Here is a 15868-nt window from a genome sequence, read left to right on the forward strand (position 1 = left end):
GATTATGCATAATGAATTAATGAAAAAAGTGGAGGAGTTCATCAGACGCTCTGACAACGACGAAAAGTTGGATATTAAAGAGTGTGAGGAATTTCTGAATACAGTTCCGGGTTTTACCGACAAGCATACTATAGAAGATACAAAAGATTTTTTGGCTTTTCTGGGGAATCCCGATAAGAACATGAAAATAATACATGTAGCCGGCACAAACGGAAAAGGTTCTGTGTGCAGCTACCTGTCAAATATCCTGATGAAAGCGGGATATAAAGTCGGAATGTTTACATCTCCGCATCTTATGAAGATAAACGAAAGATTCTGCATTGACGGCAAGATGGTGACTGACGGCGTTTTTGCGGAAGTGTTTACAGAACTTTTAAAAAGGATAATGGAGTATAAGAACGGAGAATATTTCCCAACTTACTTTGAGTTTTTATTCTTTGAAGCAATGCTTCTTTATGATGTATATTCGGTGGATTATCTCGTGCTTGAAACGGGACTTGGCGGAAGACTTGATGCGACCAATTCCGTGGAATCACCGCTTCTTTGCGTTATTACCGAGATAGGCCTCGATCATATGCAGTATCTTGGAGATACACTTCCCGAGATTGCGGGAGAAAAAGCAGGGATAATCAAAAAAGGAGTTCCTGTTGTATTTTTTGATAAGAGAAAAGAATGCAGCGATGTCATTAAAAGCAAAGCCCTTGAGATGGATTCCAGAGTCGTGTCCGTGGACGATAAAAGCATTACGGATGTGAAGACTGTGAAGGATGAAGCAGGGAACAAATACGTTGCTTTTTCATATAATTCCTTATATGATAATTATGTTGAGTTAAAAGTTACTACCGAAGCTGTATATCAAGCGGAAAACGCCGCTTTGGCTATTGCTTCGGCAGAAATTTTGCGCGATAAAGGTGCTGAGATATCTGAACTTGACATCAGAGAAGGCCTTATGAGTGCCAAGTGGGATGCAAGGATGGAAGAAGTAAGGCCCGGTGTCTATGTGGACGGCGCTCATAATATGGATGGAATAGAAGCGTTTATTAAATGTGCAACAGCAATTGATTCGGAAGGAAGAAAGATGCTGTTGTTTGGCATGGTCGCTGATAAGCAGTACAGAGACATTATTGACAGAGTGCTTACCAGCAAAGTGTTTGATGCGATATTCGTAACCGTGCTCGAAACAGAGAGATCCGTTTCCGTATCGGAGCTTAAGAGTGCCTTTGAAGAGAGTAAGGAACAGCACAATATAATAGGCGTTCCCATTAAATACTACAGTAATGTAAGAGATGCCGTGACGGATTTTATTACTGTGCGCAAGTCTAAAGATGTTGTGTTTGCAGCAGGTTCTTTGTATCTTGCGGGACAGCTTAAACAGATGTTATAAACGAGGAAGAATAATGATAAATTTTGAAGAAGAACTTAAGAAGTTCAAACCCAGTTTGGAAATTGAAGATGCCGAAGACATTATCTACAATCAGGATCTTGATGATATGTCGGATGTACTTATAAAGCTTCTTAAGGATGCCAAGCAAGAATCAGAGAGTACAAAAAGGAGTAAGTAATGGCTATCGCTACATATAAAAAACTTGAGAGCTTATCAAACTTTTTTTATAACGATGGTCTTGAAAAGGCGGGAGTCAGAGATTTAACGGGAGCTATAGAGTCTTTGCAGCAGAGTCTTAGGATGAACAAGAACAATATCGATGCGAGAAATCTTTTGGGACTTGTTTATTATGAGATGGGCGAAGTTGTTGCTGCGCTTTCGGAATGGGTTATCAGTAAGAATTTCAGACCTGAAGACAATATTGCTGATGACTACATGGATATGGTCAGAAACAGTCCGGCTAAACTTGAGGACATCAATCAGACTATAAAGAAGTTTAATATCGCATATAATTATTGCCGTCAGGACAGTTTGGATCTTGCGGTAATCCAGCTTAAGAAGGTGCTTTCTTTAAATTCGGGATTTATTAAGGCACACCTTCTTTTGGCGCTTTTATATCTTAAGGCCGGCAATTTCGACAGGGCCAAGGTTGAGGCACAGAAGGTTCTTAAGCTTGATACCGGTAATCTCATGGCAAGAAGATATCTTAAGGAGGCCGATAATATGCTCCTTCCCGGAGACGGCGGCAAACTTGTATCTGATGCCGCATCATCCGGAAATAACGAGACAATCAGATATAACAGCGGAAACGAGATGATAATACAGCCTCGTAAGCAGTCTGTTCTTACAAAGTCAGGATCGATCTGGGGAATTGTCCTTGGTATTGTGCTTGGAATAGCTGTATCATGCTTTTTGATACTTCCTCAGAGGATAAAAAATATTACAAACAACAATAACAGGACTATCACCGGCATAAGCGAAGTATCTGATTCGAAGTCGGCACAGATAGGTGAGTACGAGCAGCAGATTGCTAAACTCAATAAGCAGCTTAAAGATCTTAATGAGAGAGTCGGCGAAAATCAGGATGCCGCAAGCACATGTCTTATGAAGGCGGTTAAGATCTACATGGAAGATCCGACCAACATTGACGGAATTGCGCTTGCGCTTGAAAAAGTAAATGTCGATGAGAATGAAAAAGATCTTTCTGCAGAGTTTAAGGATTTATACGGTGCGCTCATGCAGAAAGTCGGATCGCGTCTTGCAGATATCTACTATGATGAAGGAAAAGAAGCTTATAAGAAAAAGGATTATACGGTTGCTATAGAGAAATTTGCAAAGGCTTATCAGTATTATAAAGATGATGAAAATATAATTTATTATCTTGCAAATTCTTATTATGATAACGGAGACATTGAAAAGGCGAAGGAGAAGTACGATCTGATCATCAGTAATTTCCCCAAGTCGAAGTGTGCTACGTCTTCCAAGACAAAACTTGCGGAGATCAACAATTCAAGCGCCGGAAAGAGCAGTACCTCTGATAACTCCGATAACACCGGTAATTAGTATTTTTGGGAATTATGTTAAATGATAAGTTTTTCGAATATAACATTTATTTTTAGGTTTTTACCTGCTTTTTTAATAGTGTTTTATGTGACTCCCGTCAAATTTAGGACATGGACCTTGTTATTGGGAAGTTTGATATTTTATCTCGTGGGAAGCATCGATTCTGTCGGAAACTTTAAAATGTTTCCGGCTCTTTTGGGAGCGGTTGTTGTCAACTATCTGTTTGCGAGAGCTGTCAGAAACGCTGAGGGCAAGAAAAAGAAAGTGTTTCTTGCTCTGATCGTGATCTTTGATGCGGTTATGCTCATTACATTTAAACTCTTGGGACAGTTTGTTGACGGTAGCCTTATACCTATCGGAATCAGTTTCTATACCTTCAAGATGATCTCTTTTCAGGCGGATTCATATAACGGTAAGATTGATTCTAAGCCGCTCTTTAAGGATGTTGCGGCTTATTTTTGCATGTTCCCGCAGGTTGTATCGGGACCTATCATGCGCTTTTCAGATTACAGTGATAACCTTGAACTTATACCTGGAGCGTCCAAGAGTTCCAAAGAAGAGATACTTGCGAATATAGAAGACGGATTTAAGTATTTCATCGCAGGTCTTGCAATGAAGGTTCTTCTTGCGGATCACTACGCAATGCTCTGGAAGGAGATAGGGACGATCGGATATGAGAGTATCTCAACTCCGTTTGCATGGATTGGAGCAGTGACATATTCACTCCAGTTGTTCTTTGATTTCTGGGGATATTCACTTATGTCATCGGGAATCGCAGTAATGCTCGGATTTCCTTTTGTTGTTAACTTCGATCATCCATACGGTTCGGCAAGTGTTTCTGAGTTCTACAGAAGATGGCACGCAACACTCGGATCGTGGTTTAGGGATTATATTTATATTCCGATGGGCGGAAGCAGAGTCGGTACCGTAAGGATAATATTAAATCTCCTTGTTGTATGGCTTGTTACGGGCTTTTGGCACGGCGTAACCCTTAATTTTATTTTGTGGGGAATCATTCTTTTTGTGATAATAATGTGCGAGCGCTTTATAGTATTCAAGCTTCCGGGAGTGCTTAAGACAATAGTCGGAAGATTTAATGTGCTTGTTCTTATCCCGCTTACATGGGTTATATTTGCAATATCAGATGCAGGAATGCTGCTTAATTATTTTAAGAGACTTTTCCCGTTCTTTGGAGCAGGTATCGCTGTAAATGACAATGATTATATTAAAAATCTTGGAATATACGGAGGTCTTTTGGCCGTTGGAGTGGTTCTTCTGATTCCGCATGTGTTTAAGTTTATTGAAAAACACAGGAAGAATCCGCTGATAATGATATGCTTGTTTGTGTTGTTTTGGTTTTCGGTTTACAGTTTGACCAATTCGGCAGGTAATCCGTTTATGTATTTTGCATTCTGAAGAAAGTGTATGTAATGAATTTTTTTAAGTCTTGTCCGCTGGTGACGGGCGTGGTTGTATTTTCAATATTTATATCCGCTGTGACATTTGTTGCGAAGGGCTCTATCTATGCCGCTTATTCGGAAGGATACGATCCCGCGGAGCAGCCTCTTTTTGTTGTCATGATAAAAGGTATTTCGGGCGGTGTTATGCCTTGGAAGATTTTCGATAAAGAAAGCGTTATGGCCGCAAAGGAAGAAGATATGGGAGATGCGGCGGCGATTCTTGCCGATATTTCAGGGAATGACATCTCGGGAAACGATGTTTCGGGAAATGATGTTGCATCGGAAGAGATTACTTTTAAGGAAGTAACGGACGATTATTTTGCAGACGCTCTTTTCCTTGGAGATTCCAGAACGGTAGGCCTTTCGGAGTATTGTGAAGGACTTGATGAACAGGCGATGTTTTATGCAAAGGTGTCGCTTAGTATTCACAGTGTTCTTGAGAACGATTTCCTTAAAGATGAAGAGGGCAAGAAGATGACTGTTGAGGAGGCTCTTGAAAAGGATGAGCCTTACGGCAAGATTTATATCATGCTGGGACTTAACGAGCTTGGAACGGGTACAACGGAGACATTTGTTGCCAAGTATGCCGAAGTTCTTGCAAGGATAAGGGAACTTCAGCCGGATGCGATTATTTATATACAGAGTATCATGCATGTTACCGAAAATAAGAGCAGCAATGATAAGATATTTACCAACGAGAGAATAAATGAGAGAAATGAGGCGCTGTCTCATTTGGCAAATAATGTGGATATTTTTTATCTTGATATGAATGAAGCTGTGGATGATGAAAACGGAAATTTATTGGAAGAATTATCTACAGATGATATACATTTGAAGGCTTCATCTTATGAAAGATGGCATCAGTACTTGCTTAAGCATGCGATTGTAAAAGACTGATCAGGAGTGTTAAAATGTCTAGAGAAATGTCATTTAAAATGGAACGACCGGGATTGTTAAAAGAAGGAGATCGTGTCACGGTCACGGAGGGAGTGCTTCCGAGTAACTATTACTATACGATCGATCCGTCTCTTGCCATGTCGGGTAATTTTCCTTTCAGAGAGCGCATGCTCGAGAGAGAGGGAGTTGTCACGAAGGTTGAAGAGAATGCAAGAGGTTTCTACGTTACCGCAGTATTTGGGGGCGAGAACGAATAAATAGAAAATTATATTTTTGAGGAGGATTTACAAAATGAGCGAACATACGATTGAATACATTGTTACAGATAAGGCTCCGGCAGCTATCGGACCTTACTCACAGGCAATAAAGGCAGGTGGATTTCTTTATGCATCGGGACAGATTCCGATCAATCCCGTAACAGGTCAGATCGACACAACAACTATCGAAGATCAGACTGAGAGAGTATGTCAGAATATCGGCGAGATCTTGAAGGCAGCCGGAACAGACTACGAGCATGTAATAAAGACAACATGTTTCCTTGCAGAGATGGGCGATTTTGCGGCATTTAACGGTGTATATGAGAAGTATTTTACAGGAAAGCCTGCAAGAAGCTGCGTTGCAGTTAAGAAACTTCCCAAGGATGTTCTTTGTGAAGTAGAGGTTGTTGCATATTTGGGATAATTAGGGGGTTAAATGTGAAGTACAGGATTATTGCGGGCGCAATATGTATTTCTGTTACTCTGAGCGGATGCGGATCTTTTGCAGGCAGACATGGTATAGATGCCGGTTTTGCTTACATAGACAGTCATGAGTATGCAAAAGCATTGGCAAGTTTTGAAAAAGCTGAAGAGGACGGTGAAGACGCGTGCCTTGTTCATAGAGGCAAGGGAATAGCATACTTATACAGTGATAAAGATGAGGAGGCAGCACAGGAGTTTCTGGCTTCTCTTGCTGAGGACGACGGTATAGTTGATGACATGGACTTTGACACCAACTATTACCTTGCCGAGGCATACATGAAACTCGAGGATTTCAACAGGGCAAAAGGAATTTATGATGCCATTTTGAGCCTTCGAGACAAAGATCCGACCGCATATTACCTCAGGGGAGTATGCGAACTTAAGGCGGGCGACGGTGAGGAAAAAAGCGCAGATGCCGATTTCACCAGCGCAATCCGTCTTAATGACAAAGATTATTCGATGATAGTAATGATCTATAAGGCCTATGCCGAAAACGGCGAGCAGGATAAGGCCAAGAACATACTTCAGCAGGCGCTTGACAATGGTGAGAAGACCATGTCCAATTTCGAGAAGGGTGAGATGTATTTTTACCTGGGAAATGATGCAGAGGCGCAGAATTATCTCAGCAAGGCCAACAAAGAGAACGGCGGACACGATGCAAAAGAGTCTGTGGTGCTTCTTTTGGGGCGCTCTTATGAGAGATTGCAGCAGTATGACTATGCTATCAGTGTTTATAAGGAATATTTGAAGTCTAATTCCAAGAGTGCAAATATAAGTAATCAGCTTGGCATGTGCCAGATCAACAAGGGAAAATTTTATCTTGATTCCGGCAATGATGAAGAAGCCGGAAATGCGTTTGGGGAAGCAATCGTTACTTTTGATGCCGCTATAGGACTTAATGACAGCGCGGTGCAGCAGGCACTTATGTTTAACAGGATATGTGCATATGAGTACAAGGGAGATTTTGCGGGTGCAAAAAGTCTTATGGATGAGTATATGCAGATATATCCTTTGGATAAGGTTGCGGCTGATGAAGGAATCTTTTTAAAGACCCGATAATGTATGGGTAGTAGTGAAATTCGTTGACACTCTATCGTTAATTCTGTAAAATGATAACGCATGCTTTTATATGAATCTATCTATGCAGAATTATGTTGGGAGGGGATTGTATGTCCAGGAAAGCGACAATTACGCAAAAAGAGATTGTAAATGCAGCATTTAAGATTACCAAGAGAGAAGGCTTCGAGCAGATAACATCAAGAAAGCTCGCAGCAGCGGCAGGGTGTTCCACACAGCCTATTTTCCGTATTTATGACAGTATGGATGCGCTTAAGAAAGATGTCTATGACAAAGCGGCCGCATACTATGAAGATTACTACAACGATTGTTCCAAAAATCATGAGGTTCCGTTTGTGGACCTTGGTCTTGCTTATATTGGGTTCGCCCAGAAATTCCCCTATTTATTTAAACTTCTTTTTGTATCCGAACAGGGTGACGAGAAGAAGAGTATGTATGATCTTGTAAACGGTTCAAAAGAGAACGTGGTAAAAGAAATCAAAAGAGCGTCTGATGATGGCATTTCCAACGCACAGCAACTTTTTATGAAGATGTGGATCTATATTCACGGAGCGGGTTGCATGGCAGTTACGGGTGACTACGATCTTGATGAGGCAACTTCGGTTTCTATGCTTGAATCGGCGTATAAGGCATTCAGTCTATGAAATTTGAAAATGATGAAGATGTAATAACAAGAATAAATGAATGTTACTCCAAGATGAGTAAGGGCAAGAAGTCTATCGCCACTTATATCTGTGATCACTACGAGCAGGCTGTGTTTATGACCGCGGCGGAGCTCGGTAAGATCGTAGGTATGAGTGAATCGACCGTTGTCAGATTTGCCATGAGTCTTGGATATGACGGATATCCTGCTTTTCAGAAAGCACTTTCGGTATGGGTGAGCGATAAGTTTGGCTCCGTTGAAAAAGTCGGAAGAAAGTTTGGGAAAAGCAGCGAAGGTGAGATACTTTCGACAATTCTTCAGTCAGATATGGCGAATATCGAAAATACCATCAACAATATAGATGTCGCCGCATTTAAGACGGCCGTTGATATCATCTTAAAGGCGAGGACGGTCTATATAGTAGGTATAAGAAGTTGTGAGCCTCTGGCAGACTTTTTGCATTTTTATCTCAACATGATAAGAGGTAATAATGTTATAATCAAAACTACAAGTGTCTCGGAAATGTTCGAGCAGATGATAAGGATTGGCGACAGGGATGCTATAATCGGTATAAGCTTCCCCAGATATTCCATGAGAACGCTTAAGTGCATGGAATTTGCCAATGACAGGAATGCGAAGGTAATAACCATAACGGATTCCGTTCATTCGCCTATGAATCTTTATTCATCCTGCAATCTTCTTGCAAGAAGCGAGATGGCGTCAATCGTAGATTCGCTCGTGGCACCGCTCAGCGTAATAAACGCTCTTGTGGTTGCGCTTTGTATGAGAAAGCCGAATGAAGTCAAGGCGGATCTTAAGATGCTCGAAGAAGCTTGGAATAACTATCAGGTTTATCTCAATGACGAGATAGATTTTGCTTCCGATAATCCGATGATGATCGGAAATATCATTGCCCGTGACGACAGTCCGGCATGAATGCAGTTTTTAAGGATTGGCAGTATATGAAAAAAATAGCAATTATCGGCTGTGGTGCAGCCGGAATGATGGCGGCGCTTGCTGCTGCGGATAGCAGCGCGAGCGTCACTGTTTTTGAGAAGAATGAAAAGCCCGGGAAAAAGATATATATAACGGGCAAAGGGCGTTGTAATGTTACAAACGCTTGTGATGTGACGGATTTTTTTGAACATGTCAAAAGAAATCCGAGATTTCTGTACAGCGCGGTTTACGGATATGATAACAGCGCTGTCATGGACTTTTTTGAAAATAACGGATGTAAGCTTAAGGTTGAGCGCGGAGACAGGGTTTTTCCCGTTTCGGACCACTCATCCGATATAATAAGGACTCTTTATAACGCAGTAAAAAAGGCGGGAGTGAAGGTTCTATTTGATACAGAGGTATTGTCTGTAGAAAGCAGTGCGGGTGTTGTATCGGCGGTTACTTATGCAAAGGGCGGCGATCCGATCACAAGAGAAGAGTTCGATTCTGTTATAGTGTGCACGGGTGGTGCATCATACCCTTCGACCGGCTCTACGGGAGATGGATATAAATTTGCCAAGAACCTCGGACATTCGGTTGTAAAACCCGTACCTTCGCTTGTTCCTTTTGTTATAGAAGAGGACTGGTGCAAAGAACTTCAGGGGCTTTCGCTTAAGAATGTAGGCTTGAAGCTCTTTTTGTCAAAAGGCGATGAAAAAGAAAAGTCTGCCGGTAAAAAGAAAAAAGCGGATAAGCCTGTTTACGACGGCTTTGGAGAGATGCTTTTTACACATTTTGGAGTCAGCGGACCGCTCGTTCTTACGGCCAGCTGCCACTATGAAGAAAATGCAAAGGCAAGGCTTTTGCTTGATCTAAAGCCTGCTCTTTCAGAGGAACAGCTTGATAAAAGAATTCTCAGAGATTTTGAAGGCGCTATAAATAAGCAATTTAAGAATGCTTTGGGCGGACTGTTTCCAACAAAGCTTATTCCTGTTATGATTAAACTCTCAGGTATCAATCCGGAAAAAGCAGTTCACGATATCACCAAAGAGGAGAGGCAGAATATTGTAAAGCTTATAAAGAGTGTGCCAATGACGGTTAATGGGACACGAAACTTTAATGAAGCTATAATAACAAGAGGCGGTGTTGATGTTAAAGAGATAGATCCTTCAACAATGGAGTCAAAGCTTGTCAAAGGGCTTTACTTTGCGGGAGAGGTATTGGATATCGATGCCGAGACCGGAGGATTTAATCTGCAGGTTGCGTGGTCTACGGGACGACTTGCGGGAGAATGCGCCGGAATGAACGGTTGATTTTAGGAGGAAATAATTACAATGGCTAGAAGTATTGCTATTGACGGACCTGCAGGTGCAGGTAAGAGTACTATCGCAAAAAGAGTGGCTAAAGAGCTTGGATTTATTTATGTTGATACGGGAGCTATGTACAGAGCGCTGGCTCTTTATATGATACGGGAAGGAATCGCTTCAGACGATATAGATAATGTCGTAAGTGCCTGCAAGAGGGCTGACGTTACCATAAAGCATGAAAACAACGAGCAGGTTGTATATTTAAACGGAGATAATGTAAACGGTCTTATAAGGACAGAGGAAGTCGGAAAAATGACTTCTGCCATAAGCGTAAATGCGGCTGTCAGAGAGAAGCTTGTCGGATTGCAGAAAAAACTTGCGGAAGTTACCGATGTCGTGATGGACGGAAGAGATATAGGAGCCGTGGTTCTTCCGAATGCAGACCTTAAGATCTATCTTACCGCTAGTTCACGCGTTCGCGCGGAGAGAAGATACAAGGAACTTGTTGCAAAAAACGTTGAGTGTAACCTTGAAGAAATTGAAAAGGATATAATCGACAGAGATTACAGAGACATGCACAGAGAATTGTCTCCGCTTAAACAGGCTGATGATGCGGTATTCTTTGATTCGTCCGATATGACGATAGATGAAGTCAAGGATAAGATTATTGAGCTCTACAAGGGAGTCTGAAAGGAAACAGATGGAAGTAATACTGGCCGAACATGCGGGTTTTTGCTTTGGAGTCACAAAAGCGGTGGATACCGTCTATGAACAGATAAAGAATAACCCCGGAATGAATATATATACATACGGTCCCATAATCCACAACGAGATAGTCGTAAAAGATATGGAAGAAAAGGGCGTTAAAGTCATTGAGTCCGTTGATGAACTTGAGGGAATAAAAAGCGGTATAATAGTGATAAGATCCCACGGAGTCACCAGAGAAGTTCATGAAAAAATAGCTGCGACGGGGCTTGAGATCATTGACGCGACATGCCCTTTTGTAAAACGCATACATAAGATCGTTTCTGAGGAGAGCGGGAAGGGAAAATCAATAGTTGTAGTCGGAAGTGCGAACCATCCCGAAGTCGAAGGAATTGTAAGTTATGCCGATGGTGAAGTTTTTGTTATCGATTCACCTGAAAGTGCCGAAAAGTTCCGTGGTGACCGCAAAAAAGAGTATACTATAGTTTCTCAGACTACATTTAACAAGAATAAATTTCAAGAAACCGTTGAAATCTTTGGGAATAACGGTTACAATATTAATATTGTGAATACTATATGTAACGCTACTGACGAGCGTCAGTCCGAAGCTGAAGAAATTGCATCCAAGGCAGATGTGATGATAGTGATCGGAGGGGCACACAGTTCTAATTCGAGAAAACTATACGAGATATGCAATCAGAGATGTGCCAAAACATATTTTATTCAGACACTGGATGACTTGCATCTAGATAGAAATGAAGCGGTTAAACTAGTGGGGATTACCGCCGGGGCATCAACCCCAAAGAACATTATTGAGGAGGTTCAGAATTATGTCAGAAGAAACTTTTGAACAGTTGCTTAACGCATCTTTCAAAACAATTCACACGGGGGAGGTTGTTGAGGGAACTGTTATTGACGTTAAGCCTGACGAGATAATTCTTAACATTGGTTACAAGTCCGATGGTATCTTGACTAAGAACGAATATAGCAACGATAACAGTATTGACCTTACAACTGTAGTCAAAGTCGGTGACACTATGGATGTCAAAGTGCTCAAGACAAATGACGCAGACGGACAGGTTATTCTTTCATACAAGCGACTCGCTATTGACAGAGGAAATAAGAGAATCGAAGAAGCTTTCAATAACAAGGAAGTTCTTACAGCCAAGGTTGTACAGGTTCTCGAAGGCGGACTTACGGTTGTTGTTGACGAAGTTAGAATCTTCATACCAGCAAGCCTTGTTTCCGATAGTTATGAGAAAGATCTCTCAAAGTATCAGGATCAGGAGATCCAATTCGTTGTTACTGAGTACAATCCTAAGAGAAGAAGATACATCGGTAACAGAAGAATGCTTGTTACAGCTGAGAAGGCTGAGCAGGCTAAGAAGCTCTTTGATTCAATCAAAGTTGGCGATGTTGTAGAAGGCGTTGTAAAGAACGTTACAGATTTCGGTGCTTTCATCGATCTTGGCGGAGCAGACGGTCTTCTTCATATTTCAGAAATGAGCTGGGGACGTGTTGAGAGTCCTAAGAAAGCATTCAAGATCGGCGACACCGTTAAGGTACTCGTTAAGAGCATCGATGGTAGCAAGATTGCGCTTTCAAGAAAGTTCGACAACGAGAATCCTTGGAAGGATGCTACAGTTAAGTATGCTGTAGGCAATGTTGTAACCGGTAAGGTTGCCAGAATGACTGATTTCGGTGCATTCGTAGAGCTTGAGCCCGGTATCGACGCACTTCTTCATGTTTCTCAGATTGCTAAAGAGCATGTTGAGAAGCCGGCTGACGTACTTAAAGTTGGTCAGGAAGTTGAAGCTAAGATCGTAGACTTCAATGAAGAGGAGAAGAAGATTAGCCTTTCAATCAAGGCTATGTTCGCTCCTGAGAAGGAAGAAGAGGCTGAGAGCGGAGACGTTGTTTCTGTAGATATCGATAAGGTTATCGCTGAGCAGGAACAGGAAGAGAACTGATCTATAAGTAGAAATTTAAGAGGCTGTGAAAGATGAGATTATCATTTTTCACAGCCTCCTTTTAATATCATAATATAAATCCTTTACTATGATGTTAAAAGTGCTCCGTAAGATACGCATGACGAGCGTCTTACGGAGCACTTTGCTGTTTAGAAGATATTAAAGTATATGTTGCCGGGGATCACATTCTTTTTGCAGCTTGAAATAATAGAATTCTTTGTGGATTCAACGGTATTTCTGATTTTTGACTCATCTGAGGACGAGGGTTTTGTTACTGAATATCCGCTTGGAAGCTTATCTGCTGATTTTCCGCCGAAGCCGACTATGTTTGTCCAGCCTGTGATCTTGAATGGAGGAATATAGTAATTATATCCGTTATCAAATGCAATGCAGTGATCAAAGCTTGCTGTTAATGCACTGTTGTTATTATCAAATGCTTTTTTTGACTGATCAAATGCAAGGCAATATGAAAGTGTACGTGTTGATCTTGAAGTTGACTTTGCGGAACCTAATTTAAATCCGTTGGGATTGCCGCCGTATTTATCACCTGTCCATGCTGACAGCGAAATATTACCGTTATCTGTTGCGATAAAATTTCCGCTCGGAAGAGCAAAATTTCTGCTGTTATATTTTGATGCAAAAGATGGATCTTTTGATTCTATCAAGTTGACCAACAGTAGGTTTTCATCCAGCTTTTCTCCTTTATCAAAATCATATTTTCCTGTAAATACATTAGGATTTCCGTTATTCCATACAGCACAGTATTTGTAAGATATATCCGGTGTTTCTTCGCCGCTTTTATCAAATGAATCCCATCCGTCATCGGAATTGTCCCAGGCGTAACAATAAGAAAATGTATTGCCTTTACCTGCACCGAGTTTGGGAGCAAATCCATCGGCGTTTCCACCTCTGGTATATACATCACAGTTACGATAACTGCATACATATTCAATGTTGTTGTTATATGCGCCTGCGGTTACCTGAAGGCCGGCGTCGTTATTGTAGCGTACAATACAGTTTGAAACTGTATTATTTCCTGCAGAACCGCCTTTTATCTGAATTCCGTTATCGGGCGCATGTTCTATGATGAGATTTTTGATCGTGTATTTTGAACCGCTTACTCTGATTCCTACAGCGCTATCAGAGGATTTTTTTCCGATATATGATTTCATAAACGGAGTAAAATCAAGTACCGGATAAGTACCGTCATTATTTTGAAGTCCGATAATCTGTATATTTGCATTTGATGATGAAAGGGCAAGCTGTCCGTCACAGGGAATCGTAGTTCCGCTTACATATATTTTTCCGCCGCCCGATGATTGTGCAGAAGAAGCTGCTGAAACAAGCTCTTTAAAACTTGTTACCACTTTTCCGTCAGATGTGTTTTGAGCTTCAGTGGGAGCTTTAGGTGGTTCCGAATTATCCTGAGATTTATCTTCGGGAATATCTTGCCGGCTTGAGGCATCACTTGAAGAATCATCGTTTTTTACAGGTGTTTGGTTATTTCCTTTTGAATCTACCTGTATCTTAAAAATATCTATGCCGCTATTTTGCGAATACAGCCATATATAGTTATCTGAACCGACATAGTTAAAAGACTCTGTAGAGGCGGAAGTTCCGGCATTCATTGTCGCGAGTTGAGTGCCTGATTCATTTGCAAGAATAAGTGTACGGGCAGATGAGTTTGAAGAGCTGGAAAGTGTGACTTTTATCGTGTCATTTCCACTTACGGGAACTTTCACGGATCTTCCGTTCTTATCGCCCTTTCCGCAGAGTGCAAGTGCATAAGTATAAGAGATATCTCCGATTGTAGCCTTCTTTGATTTTACTTTCATGGTCAAGTCTTTTGTTGCTACAAGTGTCAGATCATCTATAGTGATCGTCGAATTAATTGTCCCAAGATTTTTAAAAGATGTATTTTTAAAGTTCCACGATGTAGATGTTGCTGCTTGAGATTCAAGCGGTTTGGCAACAATCGTAATTCCGGCAACAAGAGAAAAAGTCAAGATTGCCGAAAGGATTTTTTTGATTGTTTTATGCATGACGGTCCTCCTTAAATAAAACGACATATTGATATAGTTAACAAAGTTTACATGATGTAACAATTTTAAAGCAATGAATATAAAGCAATATATATAGTATAACGGCGAATTAAGCGCATATCAATTGCCTGCATTTTTTAAAATGTTGCAGAAATTGTTAAGCTAGGTAATTTGAAATTAACATTACATAATTCCAAATTATGGGAAAAAGCTTTAAACAGTAGACTGTGAGACGTATTTATGTTTTTTTAATTTTACATATAATTCGAACTATTATAAAATGGTATTGAAAATTTCTGTGCTTTATGAGCATGAATTAACATTATATTTCAGGAGGATTATCCATGGCATATGATTATGAGTGGTTTAAAAAAGCAGTCTATGATCTGACTAAGATTGACCTCAATTCATACAAAGAAAAACAGATGAAGAGGCGAATCGATACCCTCATAGGGAAGTATGATGTAAAAGGATATGATGGCTTTGCTGATCTGATCAAGAAGGATAGAGAAGCGCTTGATTCTTTTGTATCCTATCTTACTATCAATGTATCTGAGTTTTTCAGAAATGCAGACCAGTGGAATCTTATGGATAAAGAGATGGTTCCCGAACTTATGAAGAAGTTTGGTAAGAATCTCAAGATCTGGAGCGCTGCATGTTCTACAGGCGACGAGCCGTACACTATCGTAATGATGCTCTCAAAGCACATGCCGCTTAATCAGATCAATGTATTGGCAACAGACCTTGACGCGGTTGTTCTTGCGAAGGCCAAAGCGGGAATATACGATAAGAAGGAAGTAGCGGGGGTTCCTGCAGAATTTAAGAGTAAATATTTTGAAGAGACTCCTGACGGAAAGATGAAGGTTTCGGAAGAAATCAAGTCAAGAGTTACATTTAAGCAGGCAGATCTTTTGCGCGATCCTTATCCGAAGGATTGTCATCTTCTTGTTTGCAGAAATGTCCTTATCTATTTCACGGAAGAAGCTAAGGATGAGATATTCAGAAAATATTATGATTCCCTTGCACCCGGCGGAATACTCTTTATCGGAAGCACGGAGCAGATCATAAATTATAAGGAAATGGGCTATGTGAGAAAGAACTCCTTCTATTACGAGAGGCCCATGTAAGATTTTTTTATCAAAAA

The 15868-nt window shown here is 40.9% G+C and carries 16 protein-coding genes; 15 read left to right on the forward strand and 1 reads right to left on the reverse strand.

The window, feature by feature from the left end; all coding sequences use genetic code 11:
* The first annotated feature begins 19 nt into the window (after positions 1-19).
* The 14 genes from BLP87_RS13770 to rpsA all read left to right on the forward strand — a co-directional run bounded on the left by BLP87_RS13770 (position 20) and on the right by rpsA (position 12682).
* A complete protein-coding gene (locus tag BLP87_RS13770) occupies positions 20-1384 on the forward strand; it encodes a bifunctional folylpolyglutamate synthase/dihydrofolate synthase (protein WP_176756657.1) in 1365 nt (454 codons plus the stop codon).
* Between the two features lie 13 nt (positions 1385-1397).
* A complete protein-coding gene (locus BLP87_RS16120; RefSeq protein ID WP_034461884.1) occupies positions 1398-1562 on the forward strand; it encodes a hypothetical protein in 165 nt (54 codons plus the stop codon).
* The gene (locus BLP87_RS13775) at positions 1562-2947 is read left to right on the forward strand and encodes a tetratricopeptide repeat protein (protein ID WP_074463184.1); all 1386 of its coding nucleotides are present in this window, start codon (positions 1562-1564) and stop codon (positions 2945-2947) included. The genes BLP87_RS16120 and BLP87_RS13775 overlap by 1 nt, the downstream gene beginning before the upstream one ends.
* A 132-nt stretch (positions 2948-3079) precedes the next feature.
* Positions 3080-4363, forward strand: coding sequence for an MBOAT family O-acyltransferase (locus tag BLP87_RS13780; RefSeq protein WP_242871873.1), 1284 nt, complete (start codon positions 3080-3082; stop codon positions 4361-4363).
* A 14-nt stretch (positions 4364-4377) separates the two neighbouring features.
* Positions 4378-5304 carry a GDSL-type esterase/lipase family protein gene (locus tag BLP87_RS13785; protein ID WP_074463185.1) on the forward strand — a complete coding sequence of 309 codons (927 nt, stop codon included), beginning with the start codon at positions 4378-4380 and terminating at the stop codon, positions 5302-5304.
* Between the two features lie 14 nt (positions 5305-5318).
* Entirely contained in the window at positions 5319-5561 is a 243-nt protein-coding gene (locus tag BLP87_RS13790) for a hypothetical protein (RefSeq protein WP_074463186.1), read from the forward strand.
* 34 nt (positions 5562-5595) lie between these two features.
* On the forward strand, positions 5596-5985 hold the full coding sequence (locus BLP87_RS13795) for a RidA family protein (protein WP_074463187.1): 390 nt from the start codon (positions 5596-5598) through the stop codon (positions 5983-5985).
* A gap of 14 nt (positions 5986-5999) precedes the next feature.
* Positions 6000-7103, forward strand: coding sequence for a tetratricopeptide repeat protein (locus BLP87_RS13800; RefSeq protein ID WP_074463188.1), 1104 nt, complete (start codon positions 6000-6002; stop codon positions 7101-7103).
* Between the two features lie 110 nt (positions 7104-7213).
* Positions 7214-7765, forward strand: coding sequence for a TetR/AcrR family transcriptional regulator (locus BLP87_RS13805; RefSeq protein WP_026515001.1), 552 nt, complete (start codon positions 7214-7216; stop codon positions 7763-7765).
* On the forward strand, positions 7762-8700 hold the full coding sequence (locus tag BLP87_RS13810; RefSeq protein ID WP_074463189.1) for a MurR/RpiR family transcriptional regulator: 939 nt from the start codon (positions 7762-7764) through the stop codon (positions 8698-8700). The genes BLP87_RS13805 and BLP87_RS13810 overlap by 4 nt, the downstream gene beginning before the upstream one ends.
* A 26-nt stretch (positions 8701-8726) precedes the next feature.
* A complete protein-coding gene (locus BLP87_RS13815) occupies positions 8727-10013 on the forward strand; it encodes a BaiN/RdsA family NAD(P)/FAD-dependent oxidoreductase (RefSeq protein WP_074463209.1) in 1287 nt (428 codons plus the stop codon).
* 21 nt (positions 10014-10034) lie between these two features.
* Positions 10035-10697, forward strand: a complete 663-nt coding sequence (gene cmk, locus BLP87_RS13820) for a (d)CMP kinase (RefSeq protein ID WP_074463190.1) — start codon at positions 10035-10037, stop codon at positions 10695-10697.
* Between the two features lie 10 nt (positions 10698-10707).
* Positions 10708-11562 carry a 4-hydroxy-3-methylbut-2-enyl diphosphate reductase gene (ispH, locus tag BLP87_RS13825; protein ID WP_074463191.1) on the forward strand — a complete coding sequence of 285 codons (855 nt, stop codon included), beginning with the start codon at positions 10708-10710 and terminating at the stop codon, positions 11560-11562.
* The gene (gene rpsA, locus BLP87_RS13830; RefSeq protein WP_026654116.1) at positions 11543-12682 is read left to right on the forward strand and encodes a 30S ribosomal protein S1; all 1140 of its coding nucleotides are present in this window, start codon (positions 11543-11545) and stop codon (positions 12680-12682) included. Before ispH ends, rpsA begins: the two co-directional genes overlap by 20 nt.
* 149 nt (positions 12683-12831) lie before the next feature.
* On the opposite strand, the gene BLP87_RS13835 is transcribed toward rpsA, so the two are convergent.
* Positions 12832-14724 carry a right-handed parallel beta-helix repeat-containing protein gene (locus BLP87_RS13835; protein ID WP_074463192.1) on the reverse strand — a complete coding sequence of 631 codons (1893 nt, stop codon included), beginning with the start codon at positions 14722-14724 and terminating at the stop codon, positions 12832-12834.
* Positions 14725-15068: 344 nt separating this feature from the next.
* Here BLP87_RS13835 and BLP87_RS13840 point away from each other — a divergent pair, with 344 nt between their 5' ends.
* Positions 15069-15851, forward strand: a complete 783-nt coding sequence (locus tag BLP87_RS13840) for a CheR family methyltransferase (protein ID WP_074463193.1) — start codon at positions 15069-15071, stop codon at positions 15849-15851.
* Positions 15852-15868: the final 17 nt, after the last annotated feature.

It is taken from the genome of Butyrivibrio hungatei (assembly GCF_900101605.1).
In the GTDB taxonomy this organism is placed as follows: Bacteria; Bacillota; Clostridia; order Lachnospirales; family Lachnospiraceae; genus Butyrivibrio; species Butyrivibrio hungatei_B.

Coding starts and splice junctions, on each gene's coding strand:
- BLP87_RS13770 (WP_176756657.1), top strand. CDS start 20: ATGAAAAAAGTGGAGGAGTTCATCAGACGCTCTGACAACGACGAAAAG.
- BLP87_RS16120 (WP_034461884.1), top strand. CDS start 1,398: ATGATAAATTTTGAAGAAGAACTTAAGAAGTTCAAACCCAGTTTGGAA.
- BLP87_RS13775 (WP_074463184.1), top strand. CDS start 1,562: ATGGCTATCGCTACATATAAAAAACTTGAGAGCTTATCAAACTTTTTT.
- BLP87_RS13785 (WP_074463185.1), top strand. CDS start 4,378: ATGAATTTTTTTAAGTCTTGTCCGCTGGTGACGGGCGTGGTTGTATTT.
- BLP87_RS13790 (WP_074463186.1), top strand. CDS start 5,319: ATGTCTAGAGAAATGTCATTTAAAATGGAACGACCGGGATTGTTAAAA.
- BLP87_RS13795 (WP_074463187.1), top strand. CDS start 5,596: ATGAGCGAACATACGATTGAATACATTGTTACAGATAAGGCTCCGGCA.
- BLP87_RS13805 (WP_026515001.1), top strand. CDS start 7,214: ATGTCCAGGAAAGCGACAATTACGCAAAAAGAGATTGTAAATGCAGCA.
- BLP87_RS13810 (WP_074463189.1), top strand. CDS start 7,762: ATGAAATTTGAAAATGATGAAGATGTAATAACAAGAATAAATGAATGT.
- BLP87_RS13815 (WP_074463209.1), top strand. CDS start 8,727: ATGAAAAAAATAGCAATTATCGGCTGTGGTGCAGCCGGAATGATGGCG.
- cmk (WP_074463190.1), top strand. CDS start 10,035: ATGGCTAGAAGTATTGCTATTGACGGACCTGCAGGTGCAGGTAAGAGT.
- ispH (WP_074463191.1), top strand. CDS start 10,708: ATGGAAGTAATACTGGCCGAACATGCGGGTTTTTGCTTTGGAGTCACA.
- rpsA (WP_026654116.1), top strand. CDS start 11,543: ATGTCAGAAGAAACTTTTGAACAGTTGCTTAACGCATCTTTCAAAACA.
- BLP87_RS13835 (WP_074463192.1), bottom strand. CDS start 14,724: ATGCATAAAACAATCAAAAAAATCCTTTCGGCAATCTTGACTTTTTCT.
- BLP87_RS13840 (WP_074463193.1), top strand. CDS start 15,069: ATGGCATATGATTATGAGTGGTTTAAAAAAGCAGTCTATGATCTGACT.